Origin of the sequence: Phytopseudomonas punonensis (assembly GCF_900142655.1) — a bacterium.
In the GTDB taxonomy this organism is placed as follows: domain Bacteria; phylum Pseudomonadota; class Gammaproteobacteria; order Pseudomonadales; family Pseudomonadaceae; genus Aquipseudomonas; species Aquipseudomonas punonensis.
In genome coordinates, this window is sequence record NZ_FRBQ01000001.1 from 463,245 (window position 1) to 478,820 (window position 15,576).

General features: G+C 62.9%; 13 protein-coding genes. 5 read left to right on the forward strand and 8 right to left on the reverse strand.

Going from position 1 to position 15,576, the window contains the following annotated elements; translation table 11 throughout:
- Positions 1-68: 68 nt before the first annotated feature.
- Positions 69-587, forward strand: a complete 519-nt coding sequence (yjgA, locus tag BUC40_RS02170; protein ID WP_073262162.1) for a ribosome biogenesis factor YjgA — start codon at positions 69-71, stop codon at positions 585-587.
- Positions 588-632: 45 nt separating this feature from the next.
- Here the strand turns inward: yjgA and tldD are convergent, their stop codons facing one another.
- From tldD to mreB, 8 genes are all read right to left on the reverse strand, one after another.
- Positions 633-2,075: a metalloprotease TldD gene (gene tldD / locus BUC40_RS02175; RefSeq protein WP_073262163.1), complete on the reverse strand. Its 1,443-nt coding sequence runs from the start codon at positions 2,073-2,075 to the stop codon at positions 633-635.
- Positions 2,072-2,926 (reverse strand): carbon-nitrogen hydrolase family protein, encoded by an 855-nt coding sequence (locus BUC40_RS02180; protein ID WP_073262165.1) that lies wholly within the window; start codon positions 2,924-2,926, stop codon positions 2,072-2,074. Before BUC40_RS02180 ends, tldD begins: the two co-directional genes overlap by 4 nt.
- A gap of 13 nt (positions 2,927-2,939) precedes the next feature.
- Positions 2,940-6,767 (reverse strand): YhdP family protein, encoded by a 3,828-nt coding sequence (locus tag BUC40_RS02185; protein WP_073262167.1) that lies wholly within the window; start codon positions 6,765-6,767, stop codon positions 2,940-2,942.
- A gap of 31 nt (positions 6,768-6,798) precedes the next feature.
- Complete coding sequence (gene rng / locus BUC40_RS02190; RefSeq protein ID WP_073262169.1) at positions 6,799-8,256, reverse strand: ribonuclease G; 1,458 nt, start codon at positions 8,254-8,256, stop codon at positions 6,799-6,801.
- 81 nt (positions 8,257-8,337) lie between these two features.
- Positions 8,338-8,934 (reverse strand): Maf family protein, encoded by a 597-nt coding sequence (locus tag BUC40_RS02195; RefSeq protein WP_073262171.1) that lies wholly within the window; start codon positions 8,932-8,934, stop codon positions 8,338-8,340.
- A 34-nt stretch (positions 8,935-8,968) separates the two neighbouring features.
- Positions 8,969-9,457 (reverse strand): rod shape-determining protein MreD, encoded by a 489-nt coding sequence (gene mreD / locus BUC40_RS02200; RefSeq protein ID WP_073262173.1) that lies wholly within the window; start codon positions 9,455-9,457, stop codon positions 8,969-8,971.
- Positions 9,447-10,436: a rod shape-determining protein MreC gene (gene mreC, locus BUC40_RS02205; protein ID WP_073262175.1), complete on the reverse strand. Its 990-nt coding sequence runs from the start codon at positions 10,434-10,436 to the stop codon at positions 9,447-9,449. Before mreC ends, mreD begins: the two co-directional genes overlap by 11 nt.
- Before the next feature lie 81 nt (positions 10,437-10,517).
- Entirely contained in the window at positions 10,518-11,555 is a 1,038-nt protein-coding gene (mreB, locus tag BUC40_RS02210) for a rod shape-determining protein MreB (protein ID WP_070884352.1), read from the reverse strand.
- Between the two features lie 322 nt (positions 11,556-11,877).
- Between mreB and gatC the strand changes: the two genes are divergently transcribed.
- From gatC to BUC40_RS02230, 4 genes are all read left to right on the forward strand, one after another.
- Positions 11,878-12,165, forward strand: a complete 288-nt coding sequence (gene gatC, locus BUC40_RS02215) for an Asp-tRNA(Asn)/Glu-tRNA(Gln) amidotransferase subunit GatC (RefSeq protein ID WP_073262177.1) — start codon at positions 11,878-11,880, stop codon at positions 12,163-12,165.
- 15 nt (positions 12,166-12,180) lie between these two features.
- Positions 12,181-13,632, forward strand: coding sequence for an Asp-tRNA(Asn)/Glu-tRNA(Gln) amidotransferase subunit GatA (gatA, locus tag BUC40_RS02220; RefSeq protein ID WP_073262179.1), 1,452 nt, complete (start codon positions 12,181-12,183; stop codon positions 13,630-13,632).
- A 14-nt stretch (positions 13,633-13,646) separates the two neighbouring features.
- A complete protein-coding gene (gatB, locus tag BUC40_RS02225) occupies positions 13,647-15,095 on the forward strand; it encodes an Asp-tRNA(Asn)/Glu-tRNA(Gln) amidotransferase subunit GatB (protein WP_073262181.1) in 1,449 nt (482 codons plus the stop codon).
- A gap of 65 nt (positions 15,096-15,160) precedes the next feature.
- Positions 15,161-15,535, forward strand: coding sequence for a septal ring lytic transglycosylase RlpA family protein (locus BUC40_RS02230; RefSeq protein WP_073262183.1), 375 nt, complete (start codon positions 15,161-15,163; stop codon positions 15,533-15,535).
- Positions 15,536-15,576 lie beyond the last annotated feature (41 nt).

The window sequence follows — 15,576 nt, forward strand, 5'->3', positions numbered from 1 at the left end:
CTGCAGTCGCGCATGCGGCAAGAAACTTGCTGCTATCATGGCGGCGTTTCCCATTGGATCACCGCACCATGTCTGATTACTCCGACGACTTCTCCGGCGAGAAGAGCAAAACCCAGGTCAAGCGCGAGCTGCATGCCCTGCAGGATCTTGGTCAGCGTCTGGCCGGCCTCAAGCCTGAATTGCAACGCAAGCTACCGCTGACCGACGGGTTGCGCCGCGCCCTGGAAGAAGCACCCAAGCACACCGCCAACTCGGCGAAAAAACGCCATATGCAGTTCGTTGGCAAGCTGATGCGCGACCAGGACATCGATGCCATCCTGACGTTGCTCGACCAGCTCGACGCTTCCACGCGTCAGTACAACGAACGCTTCCATAACCTCGAGCGCTGGCGTGATCGCCTGATCGCCGGTAACGACGAGGTGCTCGAGAAATTCGTCGTCGAGTACCCCGAGGCCGACCGCCAGCATCTGCGTGGGCTGATCCGTCATGCCCAGCATGAAGCGGCCCAGGAAAAGGCGCCGGCTTCGTCGCGCAAAATCTTCAAGTACATCCGCGAACTCGACGAAAGCCAGCGCGGCCTGCGCTAGGTTTCGCCCGCTCGCACGGCCGGGGGCAAGCCCCGGCTGCAATTTTCAAGCCCCGGTACCACCCACGGTTATCGCATCGATCTTCAAGGTAGGCTGGCCGACGCCCACGGGTACCGACTGGCCGTCCTTGCCGCAGGTGCCCACGCCGCTGTCGAGCGCTAGGTCGTTACCGACCATGGACACCCGGCTCATCGCCTCCGGGCCATTACCAATCAGCGTGGCACCTTTGACCGGCGCGGTGATCTTGCCGTCTTCGATCAGATACGCCTCGCTGGTGGAGAACACGAACTTGCCGCTGGTGATATCGACCTGGCCACCGCCGAGGTTGGCGCAGTAGATGCCCCTTTTCACCGAGCGGATAATTTCTTCTGGATCGCTTTCGCCGGCCAGCATGTAGGTATTGGTCATGCGCGGCATCGGCAGGTGCGAGTACGATTCGCGGCGGCCGTTACCGGTGCGCGCTACGCCCATCAGGCGGGCGTTGAGCTTGTCCTGCATGTAGCCCTTGAGCACGCCATTTTCGATCAGCGTGGTGCACTGGGTTGGTGTGCCTTCGTCGTCCATGCTCAGCGAGCCACGGCGCTCGGCCAGGGTGCCGTCGTCGACGATAGTGCACAGCTTGGACGCCACCTGTTGGCCGATCTTGCCGCTGTAGTTGGAGCTACCCTTGCGGTTGAAGTCGCCTTCCAGGCCGTGACCAACCGCTTCGTGCAGCAACACACCGGACCAGCCGGCGCCCATCACCACCGGCAACGTACCAGCCGGCGCAGCAACTGCTTCGAGGTTGACCAGAGCCTGGCGTAGTGCCTCGCGGGCGTAGCTCATGGCGCGGTCTTCGTTGAGGAAATAGCGGTAGTCGGTACGCCCGCCACCGCCGTGGCCACCGCGCTCACGACGACCGTTCTGCTCGACGATGACGCTGACGTTGAAGCGCACCAGGGGTCGGATATCGGCGCCCAGGCTGCCGTCGGTGGCCGCGACCAGGATGCGATCCCAAACGCCGGCGAGGCTTACCGTCACCTGCTTGATGCGCGGATCCAAGGCGCGGGTAGCGACGTCGATACGCTTGAGCAGCTCGACCTTCTGCGCACGGTCGATCACGTCCAGCGGGTTGTCGGCGGCGTACAGCGGCATCACCTCGGTGGCCTTGAAGGCCTGCACGCGGCCCTGCTGCCCGGCACGGGCAATCGAGCGCGCCGCACGCGCTGCCTGGCTAAGCGCCTCGGGGGTGATCGCATTGCTGTAGGCGAAGCCGGTTTTCTCACCGGACTGGGCGCGCACGCCGACGCCCTGATCGAGGTTGAAGCTGCCTTCCTTGACGATGCCGTCTTCCAGCACCCAGGTCTCCGAGACCTGAGTCTGGAAGTACAGGTCAGCCGCATCAATACCAGGGCCGGCGAGTTCGCCGAGTACGCCTGGCAGGTGATCCAGGGTCAGGCCGCCTGGGCTCAGCATCTGCTCGCTGACGGTCGATAACATGTCGCTCATAAGGTCTCCACATCAGGCTGCCGCGGCTCGGCCGCAGCGAAAAATCGTTTATGTCGCAGCACCGGCATGCGTTCGCGGATCGCCGCCTGCTCGTCAGCATCGCGAACGGCCAGCAAAGCCGCCTCACCATCGACATGTTCGGCCACCTTACGCCCCCAAGGGTCGACGATGAGGCTATGGCCATAAGTTTCACGGCCGCCGGGATGAAAACCACCCTGTGCCGCGGCCAGCACGTAGCACTGGGTTTCGATAGCGCGCGAGCGGATCAGCACTTCCCAGTGCGCAGCGCCGGTGACCCGGGTGAACGCTGAAGGCGCAGTGATCAGCTCGGCGCCCGCTTCACGCAGTGCGCCATAGAGTTCAGGAAAGCGCAGGTCGTAGCAGACGGTCAAACCCAGACGCCCGACGGGCGTGTCCGCTACCACTACCTGCTCGCCATGGGCATAGTCATCCGACTCGCGATAGCGACCACGGCGGTCACTGACATCCACATCGAACAGGTGCAACTTGTCATAGCGGGCGACGAACTCACCGTGCTCATCGACCAACAGCGAGCAGGCCCGCGGTTTGCCATCCGGCTGATCCTGCGGTGGCAGCGGCAAGGTTCCGGCCACTATCCACAAGCCGAGATCACGGGCGGTACGTCGCAACCACGGCAAAACCGGGCCCTGGCCACTGGCCTCCAGATGCCCCAGGGCGGCAGCATCGCGTCGCCCCAGAGCCGAGAAGTTCTCAGGCAACACTGCCAACCGCGCCCCGCCCGCTGCAGCCTGCTCGAGTATGCGCTGGGCTTGCTGCAGGTTAGCGGCGATATCGTCCTGGCTGACCATCTGGATCACGGCGAGTGACATCAAGACCTCCGGCTCAGTTGGGCTTCTCGAACGGCTTGTCGAATTTGAGCTCCGGGTCATGCAGCGTGCCCTTGACGTCATATTGCACGCTGGCGAACCGCGCCACGCGGTCACCCAGCAGCTTGTCAGCGATGAACAGCGCACCGCCGATGGCCGGCGCACCAACGATCAATGCGGCAATCGGCAGGTTGTTGGTGACCGGCAGGGTGACCAGCAGCTTGGCATCGATGGCCTCGTTGACCATGTTAAGGGTGCCGTTGAGTTCCAGATTGCTCGACGGGCCGGTCATGGTGATCGGCTCCTGGGTCACGAACACGCCGTCGGTGGCCAGCAGGTTGCCCTTCACCCGATCGTAGCTCAGGCCCTTGTCGAGCAGGTCGGAGAAGTCCAGGCGCAGGCGACGGCCAATGGAATTGAAGTTGAGCAACCCGAATATTCGCAGCGCCGACGCCGAGCCCTGCACCTCGACAAACTGGCCCTTGCGCAGCGCAGCATCGAGGCTGCCGGAATAGCGCTTGAGGTTGAACCAGGCGGGTGAGCCCGGCCAATGCCCATCAGCATCCAGGCGGAAGCTCTCGCTGGTCGCCGACGGCGCGTAACCCCAGGCCTTGAGTACTTCGGAGAGTTTCTCGCCCTGCATGCGGCCCTTGTACCAGCTGCGAGTCTGCCCCGGTACGCCCTGCCAACCAATCGCGCCGCCCAGTTTGAGACCCTTGAGGTTGATATCCAGGTCGCTGAATTGCACGCCCTGGCCATCCGGGCGCGCCTTGAGCGACCAGGTGCCCATGTCGTCATCGCCCTGGAACACATGGGCGACGCGCAAGTTCAGCGCCGGGATCTGCCGTGGGTCGAAATCGGCCAGCGGGTCCGGGCCTTCTGGTTCCGGCGCATCCTCGGTTTTCGGCTTGGCGGCCGGCAGGCGCACATATTCCAGATCGGCAACGATGGGTTTATCAGCCGCCTCGAACAGGTCGATGCGACCCTTGGCCAGGGTGCTGTCCAGATTGAGCGACCAGCCGCCGTCCAGCGGGCGCAGGCCGACGTCGAGATCTTCGAGCTGTTGGCCAAACCCTTCAAAGCGTCCGATGCGCAGCTCGGCGTCGCTGAACAACTGCTGAGCGCCTTTGCGCGACGACTGCTCATAGGGCTCGATTGCCTTCTGCCACTCGGCCAGGTTGACCTGCGCGACGCGCCCACGCACCCGCACGCCTCGGATATTCGGCAGGATTGCCGGACCGTCGCCCAGGCGCAGCTCACCGCGGCTTTGGTCGAATTTACCCGGTGGTGCGGCCAGGGTAAAACTGGCCACATCCGCGTAGTCCAGCCAGTAGCGCTGTTCAGCGCCGCCAAAGCTCATGCGCCAGTCGGCGTAACGCTCGTCATTGGCCGCCTTGCCGAAGGGTGCTGGCAAGGAGATGCTCAGGCCCTTGAGATTGGAGTCGACGCGCAACTGACTTTGCTCGCCCTCGAGACTCAGCCGCAGGCGATATGGCAGGCTGCCTTCGGCAGGCAGCTTCTGCTCGACACCTAGCCACTGCGTCAGGTTGTTCAAGGTAACCACGCCATTGGCTTCGATATGGCTGCGTGCCTGGCCTGGCCGGCCATCGGCTACAGCCTTGCCACGGATCGCATGGCCGAGCGCTCGGGCGCTGATCGAAGGTGCGCTCAGGCCCTTGCTCGTGTCGTAGCGGAAATCGCCGGTCACGTCACTCAACTGCAGCTCGGGCTTGCTGATGGTCAGGGAGGCCTTGTTGGCGCTGAAGTCGACAACCACATTGGCCGGCTCGCCCTTTTGCAGGGGAATATCCAGATTCAGCGAGCCATTCAGTGCGCCCTCGCCCTTCCAGCCGGCGAAGGTATCGGCAACGCCCAGTGGCGCTTCCTGGAGGATCTTCAAGCCGTCGCCGACACTGCTCTGCAGCTTGCCCTTGAGCTTGAGGTGCGGTGTCTGGCCAGGATCGACATGGGGGATATCGGCGAACGCTTCACGCACGCGGCTATCGAGAATGTTGCCCTCGGATACCCGCACGCGCACGCCGCTGTCTTCGATCAGTACCTGGCCGCGAGCATCGCGCAGCACAGGCCAGCCGGGCTGGAACGCTAGTTCAGCATCCTCGACATCGAAGAACAGGCTGATGCTGCGTACCGCCGGATCGGGGTTGCGATTGATCGAGCCCTGATACTGGAAATAACCCTCATTGACCTTGCCGCTGTGAATCGCGGTTTTCAGCCACTCATCCAGCGCCGGGCTGAGCACCGGGCTGGGCAGGTATTTTTCGGTGAAGCGCGCATCGCCGTCGCGCATACCGACGCGCAGGTCCATGTAGTCCTCGCGCTCGGGGTCCTTGAGCATGCGGATCAGGAAGTCACCAGCCACCTTGCCCTCTTCGCCCACCACCTGCAGGTAAGGCGCGCGCAGGGTGAAACCTTCATCATCAAGCGTCCAGGTCAGCCGGCCTTTGGCCTGCTGATAAACCCAGGCTTTGGGAAACAGGGTGGTGAGGTGCAGTGAGAAATCTTCACTGTCGACCTTCAGCTCGCCGCCGCCAAGATCGCCGGTGATGCTGCCGCTACCGTTCTCCACGGCAGGCGAGGCATGCCAGGCGGAGAAACCCACACGCTCCAGATTGGCGGAGAACTGCAGCCGCTCAGGGCCATCGACCTCAGGCTGAAAGCTGGCATTGAGGTTACGCAGGCCGCCGTGTGGCTTGAGGGTCTGCAGCAGATCCAGGGCCGTGTCCGGCAGCGGCGCCAGCCCCTCTACCAACGGTACCAGCGGGCCAACATCGAGGCGGTCGGCGCTCAGTTTCCAGCGCTGCGATTGGTCGGCCTTGGCAGCCTGATGGCCAACTGCGATACGCGTCTCGCCCCAGCGGTTGTCGCCACGGCTGAAAGCGAAGTCATCGAGCAGCAGATCGAAGTCATCGCCGCTGCGCTCGAAGTAAGCGTTCAGAGCCAGGTCCTTGATGGTCACCGCCTCTCGCTCGCTGTAGCGACCTTTCAGTTCTGGCGCATGCAGGCGAGTCACAGCACGCTGCAGTTGGCGCTTGTCCCACACGCCCCACAGCTCACCACCGAGCTGCAGGTTATCGAGGTGCCAGTCGCGGGTCAGCTTTGGCGGCAGCCAGGCGGCCCAGTCGCTTTGCGGGGCGCTGAGGTACAGCTCGGCGCGGGCGTCCTGCCACTGCTCGGACTGGATGCGTGTGCGCAGCTGCAGGGCGAGCGGCTGACCATCGGGCAAATGTACACGGGCGTCCAGCCGCTGACGGCTGCTGCCATTGCTGACACTAATATTGATATCGGTGAGCTGCAGCGGCTTCTGCTCGTAAGCCTCGATGCTCACCCGGCTGCCAAGCAGCGAGAGGTGACCGAGCACCTGGGACTGACGCAGCGCCTTGGCGATATCCACAGGAGGCTGATTCTGCCGCTGTGGAAACCCTTCCACATGCCAGGCGCCACTCTCATCCTCGCGCAGCGTCAGGCGCAAGCCATCGAGTTGTAGATCAGCGATACGTGGCTGCCAGGCCATCAGGCTGCCGAGCAAGTCAGGCACCACCTGCACATGCTCCAGAGCCAGCGCCTGCTCACCTTCGCCGATACGCAGGTCGCGCACCGTCAACAGCGGCGAGAAGCCGCTCCAGTGACCTTCGAGCGCGCCAATGCTGATCGGCATTCCCAGCGCCTCGCTGGCACGGGTTTCAGCTTCCTGCCGATACTCGGCTACCAACGGCACCAACTGCCGGCCCAGGCTCACGTAAAACGCAGCCAGCACCAAGCCCAGCGCACATAGCCCCAGGCTCCAGCGCAGCAATGTGGCGAAAGCCAGACCCAGCCGCGCCATTCAGTTCATGCCCCGGGCTGGCCGGGCGTCGTTACAGCAGCACCACATCGTATTGTTCCTGGGAGTACATGGTTTCGACCTGGAACTTGATGGTTCGTCCGATGAAAGCTTCGAGGTCGGCAACGTTGCCCGATTCCTCGTCGAGCAGCCGGTCGACCACCTTCTGGTTGGCCAGCACGCGATAACCTTCGGGCTGATAGGCACGGGCTTCGCGGAGGATTTCCCGGAAGATTTCGTAGCAGGTGGTTTCCGCAGTTTTCAATTTGCCGCGGCCCTGGCAGTGGCTGCACGGTTCGCACAGCACCTGTTCGAGGCTCTCGCGGGTACGCTTGCGGGTCATCTGCACCAGGCCGAGCTCGGTGATGCCAATGATGTTGGTCTTGGCGTGATCGCGCTCCAGCTGCTTTTCCAGGGTACGTAGCACCTGGCGCTGGTGCTCCTCGTCTTCCATGTCGATGAAGTCGATGATGATGATGCCGCCCAGGTTGCGCAGGCGCAGCTGCCGGGCAATCGCGGTGGCCGCTTCGAGGTTGGTCTTGAAGATGGTTTCCTCAAGCGTACGGTGACCGACGAAGGCGCCGGTGTTGACGTCGATGGTGCTCATCGCCTCGGCCGGATCGATGATCAGGTAGCCACCGGACTTGAGTGGCACCTTGCGCTCCAGGGCCTTCTGGATTTCATCCTCGATACCGTGCAGATCGAAGATCGGCCGCTCGCCCGGGTAATGCTCGAGGCGATCGGAAATCTCCGGCATCAGCTCGGCAACGAAACTGGTGATTTTCTGGAAGGTTTCCCGCGAGTCGACGCGGATCTTCTCGCTGCGCGGGCCGACCAGGTCACGCAAGGTACGCAGCGCCAGGCTCAGGTCTTCGTAGATCACCGAGGGCGTTGGCGCGCTCTTCATCTGCTCGGCGATCTGCGTCCACAGCCGGCGCAGGTAGCGGATATCGACGAGGATCTCCTCGGCCCGCGCGCCATCGGCGGCGGTACGCAGGATAAAGCCACCGGCTTCGGCAATGCCTTCGGCAGCAACGCAATCGGCGACCACCTGCTTGAGGCGCTCGCGCTCGGCTTCGTCTTCGATCTTCAGGGAAATGCCGACATGACTGGTGCGCGGCATGTACACCAGATAGCGCGAGGGAATCGACAGCTGCGTGGTCAGGCGTGCGCCCTTGCTGCCAATCGGATCCTTGGTGACCTGCACGGTCAAGCTCTGGCCTTCGTGCACCAAGGCGCTGATGCTCTCCACGGCGCTGCCTTCGCGGCTGGAGATTTCCGAGGCATGGATGAACGCCGCGCGCTCCAGGCCGATATCGACGAATGCCGCCTGCATACCAGGCAGCACACGTACCACCTTGCCCTTGTAGATGTTGCCGACAATGCCGCGGCGCTGGGTGCGCTCGACGTGCACTTCCTGCAGGACACCGTTTTCCACCACCGCCACACGCGATTCCATCGGTGTGATGTTGATCAGAATTTCTTCACTCATGCGCCCATCTCTTGGCTGAGATGAAGCTGAAAGCGGCGCCAGGCATCTGTGCCCGGTTCAACGCAGCCTGCAACCTCTGGGTTATGCGCTGGCAGTCGCTTGCCAGCACGGAATCGCGAATTCCGCGAGCAGTTCGGCAGTCTCGCACAACGGCAGGCCGACCACCGCTGAATAACTGCCCTGCATCTGGCTGACGAACACCGCAGCCAGCCCCTGAATACCATAACTGCCGGCTTTATCGCATGGCTCACCAGTGGCCCAATACGCTTCGATCTGTGTCTGACTGAGCGCTTTGAAACGCACGCTGCTGACGACGACCCTGGATGCAGAGCGCGCTTCACTGACCAGCGCAACGGCGGTCAGCACATGATGTTCGCGACCGGACAGCGCAGTGAGCGTCGCCAGCGCATCGTCGCGGTCGACCGGCTTGCCAAGGATTCGGCCATCGAGCACTACCGCAGTATCGGAGCCCAGCACCACCGCGCTATCGCGATCATCCAGCGTGTCAAACGTTGCCTGCGCCTTGGCCAGCGCCAGACGCTCGACATAAGCCGCCGGCGCCTCGCCCGGCAGCGGCGCTTCGTCGATGGGCACCACACGGGTTACGAAAGGAACACCGATCTGCGTGAGCAGTTCACTACGCCGCGGCGAAGCGGAGGCCAGGTAGAGCGTGGTCATGCACAGGTCTCGAGGTCAGGCGCCGCAGCGCAGTTCAGTTGACACGCATGCGCCGGTGCACCGCGCGCAGCAGGGTGCACACCCACGGCCACAGCAGCGCACTGACCAGTGCCGGTAACACGAACGTCAGGGTTGGCGGGCGGTTGCCAGTCAGGGCGTTGAGCCACAACTGAACAAGCTGGGCGACACCGAATACCACCAAGAGCACCATGCTCTGCTGCCACATGGGGAACATGCGCAGACGCTGATGCAGGCTGAGCACCAGAAAAGTGATCAGGGTGAGGATCAGCGCGTTCTGGCCCAGCAGCGTACCGTTGAGCACATCCGCCAGCAGGCCGAAGCAGAAGGCGCTGGTCATGCCGATGCGATGCGGCACAGCCAATACCCAGTAGGTGAGAAACAGCGCCAGCCACAGCGGCCGACCGATTTCCATGAAGCGCGGCAGCGTGGACACACTGAGCAGCAGCGCCACTATCAGGCTGGCCCAGATCACCCAGAGGTTGCTGGAACGGCTAGCGATCATTGGCTGGCTCCTCAGGCGCTGCGGCCTGGCCTGCCGGTGCAGGAGGCTCTACTGCCGGCGCATCATCGAGCGGCGCCTCGGGGTTCGGGTGTTCGAGCGCCTGACGATCGACCTCTTCCTGCGCCTCGGCCGACTCGGTGGCACGCTGCTCCGGCGTACGCGGGTCGGTGAATACCAGCAACATGTAACGGGTGCGGTTGAGGTTGGCGGTCGGCACGGCGCGCACGATGGCGAACGGCTGGCCGGAGTCGTGTACCACCTCGGTCACCGTGGCCACCGGATAACCGGCCGGGAAACGCTGGCCGAGACCGGAGCTGACCAGCAGATCGCCTTCCTTGATATCAGCGGTATCGGCCACGTGGCGCAGCTCAAGGCGCTCCGGGTTGCCGGTGCCGGTGGCGATGGCGCGCAGGCCATTGCGATTGACCTGCACCGGAATGCTGTGGGTAGTGTCAGTCAGCAGCAGCACCCGCGAGGTATAGGGCATCACTTCGACCACCTGGCCCATCAACCCACGGGCGTCGAGCACTGGCTGACCCAGCACCACGCCGTCCTTCTCGCCCTTGTCGATGAGAATGCGGTGGGTGAAAGGGTTGGGATCGATGCCAATCAACTCGGTGGCCAGCACCTCGTCGTCGACCAATGCAGAAGAGTTGAGCAACTCACGCAGGCGCACGTTCTGCTCGGTCAACGCGGCTAGCTTTTGCAGACGGCGCTGCATCATCAGCTGTTCGGCCTTGAGCTTCTCGTTCTCGGCAGCCAGCTCGTTGCGCGAGCTGAGCTCCTGAGTGGCGCTCTCCCATAGGGTGACCGGCAGGCGGCCCAGCCAGTATACGGGCTCGACGATCAGGCCGAGCTGGCTGCGCACTGAATGCAGAACGGTAAGGCGGGCGTCGACGACCATCAGGGCAGCCGACAACACGGCGAACACCAGCAGGCGTACACCGAGCGAAGGACCTTTGGCGAATAGCGGCTTTATGGCGATTACCTCGTAGCCAGCCCGGAAGCTGCATGCGGCGCGATGGTAGCTTCCGAGCTGCTGCAGCGTGAGGCGTGCGGCTTATTCGGTGGACAACAGATCCATGGTGTGGCGATCCATCATTTCCAGCGCCTTGCCGCCACCGCGAGCCACACAGGTCAGCGGGTCTTCGGCGACGATCACCGGCAGGCCGGTTTCCTGGCTCAGCAGTTTGTCCAGGTCACGCAGCAATGCACCACCACCAGTCAGCACCAGACCGCGCTCGGCGATGTCCGAAGCCAGTTCTGGAGGCGACTGCTCCAGGGCGCTCTTCACCGCCTGAACGATGGTCGCCAGGGATTCCTGTAGCGCTTCGAGCACTTCGTTGGAGTTCAGGGTGAAGCTGCGCGGTACGCCTTCGGCCAGGTTACGGCCGCGCACGTCAACCTCACGGATCTCGCCACCCGGATAAGCAGTACCGATTTCCTGCTTGATGCGCTCAGCGGTGGATTCACCGATCAGCGAACCGTAGTTACGGCGCACGTAGGTGATGATCGCTTCGTCGAAACGGTCACCACCAACCCGTACGGATTCGGCATAAACCACGCCGTTCAGGGAGATCAGCGCGATTTCCGTGGTACCACCACCGATATCGACGACCATCGAACCGCGGGCTTCTTCGACCGGCAGGCCAGCACCAATAGCGGCGGCCATCGGCTCTTCGATCAGGAACACTTCGCGGGCACCGGCGCCCAGGGCGGATTCACGAATGGCACGGCGCTCGACCTGGGTCGATTTGCACGGCACGCAGATCAGTACGCGCGGCGAGGGCTGCAGGAAGCTGTTCTCGTGAACCTTGTTGATGAAGTACTGCAGCATCTTTTCGCAGACGCTGAAATCGGCGATCACGCCGTCTTTCATCGGGCGGATGGCGGCGATATTGCCCGGCGTACGGCCGAGCATGCGCTTGGCGTCGGTACCGACGGCCACAACACTTTTCTGATTGCCATGGGTACGGATGGCGACGACCGACGGCTCGTTCAGGACGATGCCGCGCTCGCGTACATAAATAAGGGTATTGGCAGTGCCCAGGTCAATCGACAGATCGCTGGAAAACATGCCACGCAGTTTTTTGAACATGGGATAGGGACCCTAGGCAACGCGTGGTAAAGATCGGCGCAAGAAAACACGCAGGTAAAAAAGTGCGGCAAACTCTAACAACGGCAGGGATTTTGAGCAAGGCACCAATATGTTAGATTGCCGGTTTTTCCGCGGCATTTGAGGCATCTTCGACGTTGGTGCCAACATGGCGAAAGCCTGCAACCGGCGACCAACGTGCGCCTTAACCGCTTATCGCGGCCTTTGACGCCGGCCAAACGCATCCGTTCCCTGCTATCCGCGCAAGGCACCTGCTCATATTTTCACTGGCAGCCCATAAAGGCTGCCTTTAAAGGAGAACCCGATGGCGCTTGAACGCACCGAGGTGGAAAAGATCGCACACCTGGCTCGACTGGGCCTGAGTGAGGGCGAGCTGCCACACACCACCGCCACCCTGAACAGCATCCTCGGCCTGATCGACAGCATGCAAGCCGTCGATACCGATGGCATCGAGCCGTTGGCGCACCCGCTGGAAACTACCCAGCGCCTGCGCGCCGACGCCGTTACCGAAGCGAACCAGCGCGAGGCCTATCAGGCCATCGCCCCAGCCGTGGAAAGCGGCCTGTACCTGGTTCCCAAAGTCATCGAGTAAGGAAAGCGCACCGCCATGCATCAATTGACCCTGGCCGAGATCGCCCGCGCGCTCGCCGACAAGCAATTCTCTTCTGCCGAGCTGACTCAGAACCTGCTGACTCGTATCGAGCAGCTCGATCCGCAGCTCAACAGCTTCATCACCGTGACCGCCGACCAGGCCCTCGAACAAGCCAAGGCCGCCGACGTGCGCCGCGCCGCTGGTGAAACCAGTGCGCTGCTCGGCGCGCCGATCGCCCACAAGGACCTGTTCTGCACTAAAGGCGTACTGACCAGCTGTGGCTCGAAGATCCTCACCGGTTTCAAGGCGCCCTATGACGCCACCGTGGTCGAGAAACTGAATGCCGCCGGCACCGTGACCCTCGGCAAGCTGAACATGGACGAGTTCGCCATGGGCTCGGCCAACGAATCCAGCCACTACGGCCCGGTCAAGAACCCCTGGGATATCAGCCGTGTGCCTGGCGGCTCGTCGGGCGGTTCGGCTGCTGCGGTGGCGGCGCGCCTGCTGCCCGCTGCTACCGGCACCGACACCGGCGGCTCGATCCGCCAGCCGGCCGCGTTGACCAACCTTACCGGCATCAAGCCGACCTACGGCCGCGTATCGCGCTGGGGCATGATCGCCTACGCCTCGAGCCTCGATCAGGGCGGCCCGCTGGCCCGCACCGCCGAAGACTGCGCCCTGCTGCTCGGTGCCATCGCCGGTTTCGACCCGAAGGATTCGACCAGTGTCGATCAGCCGGTCGATGACTACCTGGCCGCCCTCGCCCAGCCGCTGGCCGGCCTGCGCATCGGTCTGCCGAAGGAATACTTCGGCGCCGGCCTCGATGCACGCATCGGCGAGAAAGTCATGGCCGTGGTCGAGGCGCTGAAAAAGCTCGGCGCCACCGTCAAGGACATCAGCCTGCCGAACATGCAGCACGCCATCCCGGCCTACTACGTGATCGCCCCAGCGGAAGCCAGCTCCAACCTGTCGCGCTTCGACGGCGTGCGCTTCGGCTATCGCTGCGAAAACCCGAAAGACCTGCAGGATCTGTACAAGCGCTCCCGCGAAGAAGGCTTCGGCGCCGAAGTGAAGCGCCGAATCATGGTCGGCACCTATGCGCTGTCCGCCGGTTACTACGACGCCTACTACCTCAAGGCGCAGAAGATTCGCCGGCTGATCAAGAACGACTTCGTCGCGGCCTTCAAGGACGTCGACGTGATCCTCGGCCCGACCACGCCGAACCTGGCCTGGAAGCTCGGCGAGAAGAACGCCGATCCGGTTTCCGCCTACCTGGAAGACATCTACACCATCACCGCCAACCTGGCCGGCATTCCCGGCCTGTCGATGCCAGCCGGCTTCGTCGATGGCCTGCCGGTGGGCGTGCAGTTGCTCGGCAACTACTTCCAGGAAGGTCGTCTGCTCAATGTCGCGCACCAGTACCAACAGGTCAGCGACTGGCACAAACAAGCACCGAGCGGCTTCTGAGGAAGGATTAAGACATGCAGTGGGAAACCGTCATCGGGCTCGAGATTCACGCTCAGCTCAGCACCCAATCGAAGATCTTCTCGGCCAGCGCCACCACCTTTGGCGCCGAGCCCAACACCCAGGCCAGCCTGGTCGACCTCGGCATGCCCGGCACCCTGCCGGTGCTCAACGCCGAAGCGGTACGCATGGCCTGCCAGTTCGGCCTGGCCATCGACGCCGAGATCGCCGAGCGCAATATCTTCGCGCGCAAGAACTACTTCTACCCGGACCTGCCGAAGGGCTACCAGACCAGCCAGATGGATCACCCCATCGTCGGCAAGGGCTTCCTCGACATCACCCTGGAAGACGGCACCGTCAAGCGCATCGGCATCACCCGCGCGCACCTCGAAGAAGACGCCGGCAAGAGCCTGCACGAAGACTTCCAGGGCATGAGCGGCATCGATCTGAACCGCGCCGGCACGCCGCTGCTGGAAATCGTTTCCGAACCGGACATCCGTTCGGCCAAGGAAGCGGTGGCCTATGTGAAGGCGATCCACGCACTGGTGCGTTATCTGGGCATCTGCGACGGCAACATGGCCGAAGGCTCGCTGCGTTGCGACTGCAACGTGTCGGTTCGCCCGAAGGGCCAAGCCGAGTTCGGTACGCGCGCCGAGATCAAGAACGTCAACTCATTCCGCTTCATCGAGAAAGCCATCAACCATGAAGTGCAGCGTCAGATCGAGCTGATCGAAGACGGCGGCAAGGTGGTACAGGAAACCCGCCTGTACGATCCCAACAAGGATCAGACCCGCTCCATGCGCAGCAAGGAAGAAGCCAACGACTACCGCTACTTCCCCTGCCCGGACCTGCTGCCGGTGGTGATCGAGCAAAGTTTTCTCGACGACCTGCGCGCCAAGCTGCCCGAACTGCCGCCACAGAAACGCGAGCGTTTCGAAAGCCAGTACGCGCTGTCGACCTACGACGCCAGCGTGCTCAGCGCCAGCCGCGAGTTGGCCGACTACTTCGAAGTGGTCGCCAAGACCTGTGGCGACGCCAAGCTGGCGGCCAACTGGGTTATGGGCGAGCTGTCCAGCCTGCTCAACAAGGACAACCTGGAGATCGACCAGTCGCCGGTGTCCGCCGAGCAACTGGGCGGCATGATCCTGCGCATCAAGGACAACACCATCAGCGGCAAGATCGCCAAGATGGTCTTCGAAGCCCTGGCGGCTGGTGAAGGCGCAACGGCCGATGAAGTGATCGACAAGAAGGGCCTCAAGCAGGTCACCGATTCCGGCGCCATCGAAGCGATGCTCGACGACGTGCTGGCAGCCAACGCCGAGCAGGTCGAACAGTACCGCGCCAGCGACGAAGCCAAGCGCGGCAAGATGTTCGGCTTCTTCGTCGGTCAGGCCATGAAAGCCTCCAAAGGCAAGGCCAACCCGGGGCAAGTGAACGAACTGTTGAAGAAAAAGCTCGAAGGCTGAGCGATGTGAAAGCGCCGGGGTTTCCCGGCGTTTTTGTGTCTGCCGTATGAGCAAGGAGAAAAGCAATGCGCCGACTATCGATTCTGCTGGGTCTGTTCAGCCTGCTGCTCGCCGGCTGTAGCAGCTTTGGCGGTGGTGTTCCCGGCGATTACCGCGCCGAAGGCAAGGCCTCCTATTACGGCAAGGCCCACCACGGTAACAGGACCGCCAGCGGCGAACGCTTCAACCAGAACGCCCTGACCGCCGCCCATCGTACCCTGCCCTTCGGCACCATGGTCAGGGTGACCAACCTCAACAACGACCGTAGCGTGGTGGTGCGCATCAACGACCGCGGCCCGTTCGCCCGCGGCCGGATCATCGACGTGTCGCGCAAGGCAGCCGAATCGCTGGACATGATCCGCTCTGGCGTGGCGCCGGTGCGCGTAGAAAGCCTGAAGTAAGACGAGAGCGATCCTTTAGGCGACATCAAAGAAACTGCTAC

What these genes read in the sequence shown, in the direction of transcription:
- tldD (WP_073262163.1), bottom strand. Translation starts at nt 2,075, where the DNA reads ATGAGCGACATGTTATCGACCGTCAGCGAGCAGATGCTGAGCCCAGGC.
- BUC40_RS02230 (WP_073262183.1), top strand. Translation starts at nt 15,161, where the DNA reads ATGCGCCGACTATCGATTCTGCTGGGTCTGTTCAGCCTGCTGCTCGCC.
- BUC40_RS02185 (WP_073262167.1), bottom strand. Translation starts at nt 6,767, where the DNA reads ATGGCGCGGCTGGGTCTGGCTTTCGCCACATTGCTGCGCTGGAGCCTG.
- BUC40_RS02180 (WP_073262165.1), bottom strand. Translation starts at nt 2,926, where the DNA reads ATGTCACTCGCCGTGATCCAGATGGTCAGCCAGGACGATATCGCCGCT.
- yjgA (WP_073262162.1), top strand. Translation starts at nt 69, where the DNA reads ATGTCTGATTACTCCGACGACTTCTCCGGCGAGAAGAGCAAAACCCAG.
- BUC40_RS02195 (WP_073262171.1), bottom strand. Translation starts at nt 8,934, where the DNA reads ATGACCACGCTCTACCTGGCCTCCGCTTCGCCGCGGCGTAGTGAACTG.
- gatC (WP_073262177.1), top strand. Translation starts at nt 11,878, where the DNA reads ATGGCGCTTGAACGCACCGAGGTGGAAAAGATCGCACACCTGGCTCGA.
- gatA (WP_073262179.1), top strand. Translation starts at nt 12,181, where the DNA reads ATGCATCAATTGACCCTGGCCGAGATCGCCCGCGCGCTCGCCGACAAG.
- rng (WP_073262169.1), bottom strand. Translation starts at nt 8,256, where the DNA reads ATGAGTGAAGAAATTCTGATCAACATCACACCGATGGAATCGCGTGTG.
- gatB (WP_073262181.1), top strand. Translation starts at nt 13,647, where the DNA reads ATGCAGTGGGAAACCGTCATCGGGCTCGAGATTCACGCTCAGCTCAGC.
- mreD (WP_073262173.1), bottom strand. Translation starts at nt 9,457, where the DNA reads ATGATCGCTAGCCGTTCCAGCAACCTCTGGGTGATCTGGGCCAGCCTG.
- mreB (WP_070884352.1), bottom strand. Translation starts at nt 11,555, where the DNA reads ATGTTCAAAAAACTGCGTGGCATGTTTTCCAGCGATCTGTCGATTGAC.